We start from the raw sequence: 5,603 nt of genomic DNA, 5'->3' as shown, positions 1-5,603 counted from the left end.
AGGGCAATATGGTCAGCGATCGACAGGACGGCGCCGCTACTGCGGCGCCGTCGTATAAAAAACTGGGGAAAATTACTTCGACGAAAGTGGGGAGTATCTATCCGACGCTGACACCGGTTTCCCCAACGATTGGAAGCCATGCGTAGCAGCGTGGCATTGGCAGCACGCAGATCGAACAGCTCGGCATCGAAGCCGGGGCCGACCCAGTTTCGGTAATGGTCAGCCTCTTCGCTATTCGGATCGTTGCATAGCGCGTTCAGGAACGCTTCGTAGCCATGCGGGCCGCCCACATCCTCTGGCGGGCACGCGCGGGCACCATCAATGACCTGGGCCGCGCCCCACGGTTCGCTCTCAATGGTTTCCACTTTCTCAACGACGATGGCATGATCCCAGCCGTCTCCGAAGTCGTACCGGTAGAGGAAGCGCGAGCCAGGTTTCAGGACCTTCTGCAGTCGAACCTTCCGGTCATCGGCGCTCGTGCCCGGGTCGGCGAAGTCGAGCACGTCGTCGACCTCGAACATGGCGTAGGTCATGCCGTCGATCAGGAAGTCGTGCAGATGGGTGTCTTCCCAGCCGAAGGCCGCCTGCAGGATATGGTGCAGCTTGCGCAGCGACTCGGTTCCTTCGACCTCGATCCTGCGCCAGATGGGCGGCTCGATGTGTTGAAGCTGCACGTGCAGGGTAAAGCGCTGGAACGATTTCGCCATCTGATCTCCGGGTGAACGGGAAGCCAGCGGCATTATCGCCTTACGATGCCAGGGTGGTCATGTTCCATGGCAGCAGGTCTTCGACCCGGTTGCTCGGATGGTCCGCGATGCGCGTGAGTACGGCGCGCAGATACGCATCGGGATCGAGGCCGTTGAGCTTGGCCGTACCGATCAGACTGTAGATTGCCGCCGCATGTCAGCGTCGGATAGATACTCCCCCTGCCTCAGCAGGCTGACCCATCGGCGTCTACTGATTGATTGCCAGCCAGTGACAACCAGGTAGTCCGATGCGCGATCATGCCTCACGCGGGCGCCGTGTCGCGGACGGCCGTCGCGAGGTGCTTACTGAGCACCGCCGCCGGAATCCACTCCGGCTTCGCTGCTTCAACGCGTTCCTGCAGATACCCTTTGAACGGCGCAAGCTTGCCGGCGACAGGCTGACTGGCCTTACGCAGCGGCGGACCCGATTCCAGATAATTCCTGATCGTGTTGAATGCCATACCGGTCTCGACCGCGATGTCCCGGAGGCTGTTTCCCTGGCGACGCAGAATCGGTCGAAGCCGCGCCACCGTCGCTGCCGTCTACTGCCCGTGTAGAGCCAATCTGATAGCTTCGCGAATCTCCGTCGTCAACAACCCGCACTACGGTGCTGCTCGGGCGCTTACGGAGTATCTATCCGAGCTGACAGGCAAGTACACCACCGTGGCCGAGCACATGCCGGCGGCGCACCGCGCGCACATGGAGCGGACACCCACCGCAATCCGTGCGCATCGTCTGAGATCATGAACAGAGGCACCACTTCATCCTCAAGCCTGATCAATGTAACAACGCCGGATTGCGCTGCACCAGCGGTCGCGACCCGTTAAAGCCAAACACCTGAATGCGATTGGCAGCATCAATGTAGAGCGGAACCAAAGACGCAACCAAGTACCCCGTCGTTCCGAAAGTCAGTCCGGCTTCTGCCCCCCATGCCGCGGCCCGCTCGGCTTCTGTCGCATTCGAATTCCCCAGCGCATCGGTCAATCCGGACCATGTGCCGATCGGCAGATAAGCTGCAAACATAGCTGTCAGCAGCGGCAGCTTCTTGACAGCACTGGTTAAGATGCCGTACTTGAAATAGTTTTTGTATGCAATCCCAAGGCCGGATTTTCCTGACACAATCGCTTTCCAAACGTCGCCTCCTTGCTTGATTTTGCTTGGTTGACCATTTTGATAGGCCACGACATCCGATTGATACTGCTCGAGACGAGTAGTCAGCGCATCATTGCTGGCCTTTAACGCGTAGGCCTTTCTCCGATATTTTTCTCCAGCCGCCCTAATGTCCGGGCCAACTTCGAAATTTCCCCGTCCTTCTGCGGACTGCAGCTTGTTCAGCGTCGCGTCAAGGCTTTGCAAAGCCTTCAACAGCTCGTTCCGTTCGATCATTTTCTTTTTAATCGTGGCGTCGGCCTGCAAGCCCGTGTAGCGACCTAAATCGATTGCCGACAACGCATTGAGGTAGACAGCGGCCGTACTCTGATATTGCGTTTTTTCTGAGACGCCGATCAGGTTTTCCACAGCAGCGCCGTTGCTCCTGCTTACGGTGTCCGCGATCACTTCCTTGATGGCATCGATTGTCGTACGGCTTGTGCGGTCCGGTAAGACCATCTGGCGAAGCAACGAGTCATGGTAGGAATTGACGAGCCAAAGCATCTCTTCGGTTGAAGCCGATAATCGGCCTTTTCCCGAATTCAGCAATGATTGCAGCTGCTTCAGACGATCCTGATCAAATGCCGCCTTCTTCATAGCGTTGTCGAGAATATCGCTTTCCAACCGTGACAACTCCTCAGACTTCTTAAAGAGTGTTTCCATAACACCTCGCTCTTTATTCGAGTATGCGCTCGCCAAGAGCGCATACTTTGCCTCTTTCGCCTTCCCTGCCAACAACGAGCTACCTAGATACCTGATTTCCGGTTCGAATACATTGTCCAAACGGCGCTGAAAATTACCTTGATCGGTACTGTAATATCGATCCTGTGCAAACCGGGCGATTCGATTCACGAGTGCCTGTGTCTCAGAAACAGTGTCGAACGGAGCTCTAACCTCGGTCGCCGCTTGAGACTTTACCTCGATTTCAGAAATACCAGCTGCATACATGCTCGTCATCCGCCTCACGATGTTATATCGATCGTACTGTGCAAGTGTCATCGCAAGAAGCGCGTCCGCATATGGATAACCGATAAGCGACCATGACTGAAGCGCTGCGCCCGGCGCGCCTGCTGCAGCTAAACCAAATTTGACACCTGAGTCCGTGAATTCGGTCATCGCCGCCTGGACGAGTTCAATTGCTAGCCGGGATTTTGTTGGCTTTTCGGGATCTATTTTTGCCGCGTCGAGCTCTTTGCTGCTGGTCTGATAGAGCCGGTCAAGCGCGCCCTTCATAGTCTCGGCCTTCTTGGTCTCCTCGGTCTCCTCGGTCTCCTCGGTCTTCTCGGTCTTCTCGGTCTTCTCGGTCTTCCCGGTCTTCCCGGTCTTCTCGGTCTTCTCGGTCTTCTCGGTCTTCTCGGTCTTCTCGGTCTTCTCGGTCTTCTCGGCCTTCTCGGCCTTCTCGGCCTCCCGTTTCTCAAACGCCTTCACATCCGCCTGATTTCGCTTCTCGAGCTTTTTCATCGTAAGTAGCTGATCCTTCGTGTACGTAGCAGGTACAGGATCGACCTTTCCGCCACTCGCGAGCACGCTCATCGGTTCTGTGCTGACCGAGACGCCGAAATGTCCCACCGCGCGTATAGGAGCGCCAACGTTCGCCCCCACTACCGTTGGAATCAGTCGCGTGGGAAAAGTAATCATTTGCTTAAGAGTAGTTATTTCCAGCGCGTTGACTGTCGAATCATTTTCAGCTTCCAGAACAGTCGCTCGCGGAACGCCGGCCATTTCAAGCGTCTCGAGAAAACCGTTGCCGTCCGTTGCTGCGGTCTTGAGCCGCGAAAGGCCAGATTCGGAGAACTTTCCGGATTTCAGCCACTTGTCGAGATTCGCTTGAAGGCGTTGCCCTTGATCACGATTGAGGGTCACCGGCATCTTGCGTTCATATTGCGTGTCGCTGACTTTCTCGATGCCTGTCCGGTTATCGTAGTGGAAGTACGACAACCCGCCGAGCGGGTTGATCGCAGTGATCGACCCGGTCTTGGTTTGTGAACCCTGCCCATCGCGCCGCGGCTTAATTTGATAAAGCAAATTTTCCGATTGCGGGGACACCCCCTCCCTCGTTTCGATTCTTGCTTCTGAATTCAGGTCATCATTAATACTGGCAACTAATCCTTGTTCCGTGTCAGTCGTCGCAGCCTGTGCATCAGGTGTTTTTTGCTTCTCAGCCACGTCAACCCTTCTCGGGTTTTTACTTTGCTTCGCATATCCGTCTTTATCCGAATCCAGGTTCTCTGGATTCGTTGAAGCTCTCGATTCCATTTCTGCATACTGATGACTGGAGGCATCTACAAACGAGCTCTCATTAGTTGATTTCTTACGGGTAACCGAGTCGTTCAGCTCTCCATCCGGCCCGTAGACGGCGTCACCCTCCATTACAGCGGCCACAACAGCTCGGTCGGAACGGCTTGACGTCTGCGTCAACGCACCACCACCGCTGTCCGTCGTAATCTCACTTGTTACCTGCGGCTTAGCATTTTTATTCCCGCCCGATTTCTTTGGGGGTGCCATTAGCGCCTCGGGATCACGCGAGTGGGTTGCTACGATTTCCCCAGTGCTGTCGACACGAATCGGCGTGTCATATCCGCTCACCGGTGCATCTTCGTGCCCTAACTGCGCCAGATGATCGGCCACCTGCTTGGCTACGCCACAGCTCTCGCACGCGGTTATCCCAACTTGCTCAATAGGCTGATGTGTGATGGCGCTCAGATCGTCTATCTGGCGTGCCACCTGTTTCGGGTCCAGCACGTTGCCATGCCCCACCAGAGTTAGGTCCAGTGGTCCTTGAGCCTTGCTCAGGTCACCCCGCAGCGTTTGGAACTCACCTTGCGGCGTCACTTGAACCACGGTCGTATCGGCGCGACGCGCTGCCAGATGCTCCACTGCTTTGTTGACCACTGGATCGCCTGGATGCAAATTCACCAACAACGCCGAAGACGACTGTTTTGACATCTGCGGCTGTGCTAACTCCACGCCGTCGGTCTTTGTACTTACTTGCCGCATGACCGATATATCTCGTTGCGCCGCTTCTTGCGTGAGATTTGTTGATTCGACGGCATCGACCGATGATTCAGAAGAAGCACTCGACAGTTGTCCAGACGGGCGTTCAGCCTCGCCCCGCGACTCAACTTGTGCATGCTCGTGGGTTACCGGGCCGCTCGATACCGCAGCCTCGCCCTGTGGTTCCACCACGGTCGGTCGCGTTTCCTGCTGGCCGCTCCGCACGTTATCCGCCGCCACCTGCTGCGACCTCGGCGTAATATCACCCGCCTCCGAATGCACTGCCACACGACTGTTACCCGATCCTTGCTCGCCGGGCGATACTTCGTGCCCGCCTGCCTGCGCAATGGGCGGCGAACTATCCGCGCTACCTTCATGAGCCAGCTGTACTGCCGTATCTGGACGAGCAGCTTCGTTCAGCGCTCCGGTGCCGACATCCGCCACCGTGGCTCGCGCCTGAGCCGGCATTTGATCGGCGGTCTCCGGCACCGGGCCTTGTGCACCACTGCGTGCATGACCATCAAGGTCCGGTTCGCCAGCCTTGGCCGCATGCCCCTGTCCCGGCGCTTCTGCCCCTTCTGCAACCTTCGCCTCCGCCTGCTCTTCCTGCGCGTGCGCCCCAGCCGCATTCACCGGGAAGGTGTACTGCGACGTCCCGTTCGCCAGGAACAGCCCCACCTGCGTCGCGCTATGGCTGTCGTTCACCACCGTCGT

General features: G+C 57.1%; 1 protein-coding gene and 3 pseudogenes. All 4 read right to left on the bottom strand.

Annotation, left to right across the window (positions count from 1 at the left end; translation table 11 throughout):
- Nucleotides 1-113: 113 nt before the first annotated feature.
- A pseudogene (locus AC0KUR_RS37605) lies at nucleotides 114-707 on the bottom strand (plasmid pRiA4b ORF-3 family protein); the annotation flags it as partial.
- Nucleotides 708-747: 40 nt separating this feature from the next.
- Nucleotides 748-900: pseudogene (locus AC0KUR_RS37600) on the bottom strand (transposase domain-containing protein); the annotation flags it as partial.
- A 142-nt stretch (nucleotides 901-1,042) separates the two neighbouring features.
- A pseudogene (locus AC0KUR_RS37595) lies at nucleotides 1,043-1,276 on the bottom strand (IS21 family transposase); the annotation flags it as partial.
- A 247-nt stretch (nucleotides 1,277-1,523) separates the two neighbouring features.
- Nucleotides 1,524-5,594 carry a C80 family cysteine peptidase gene (locus tag AC0KUR_RS37590; protein ID WP_473377360.1) on the bottom strand — a complete coding sequence of 1,357 codons (4,071 nt, stop codon included), beginning with the start codon at nucleotides 5,592-5,594 and terminating at the stop codon, nucleotides 1,524-1,526.
- Between the last annotated feature and the right edge of the window lie 9 nt (nucleotides 5,595-5,603).

The organism is Burkholderia sp. YHN3-13, from assembly GCF_055810675.1.
This window is presented reverse-complemented; position numbering and strand designations above follow the sequence as displayed.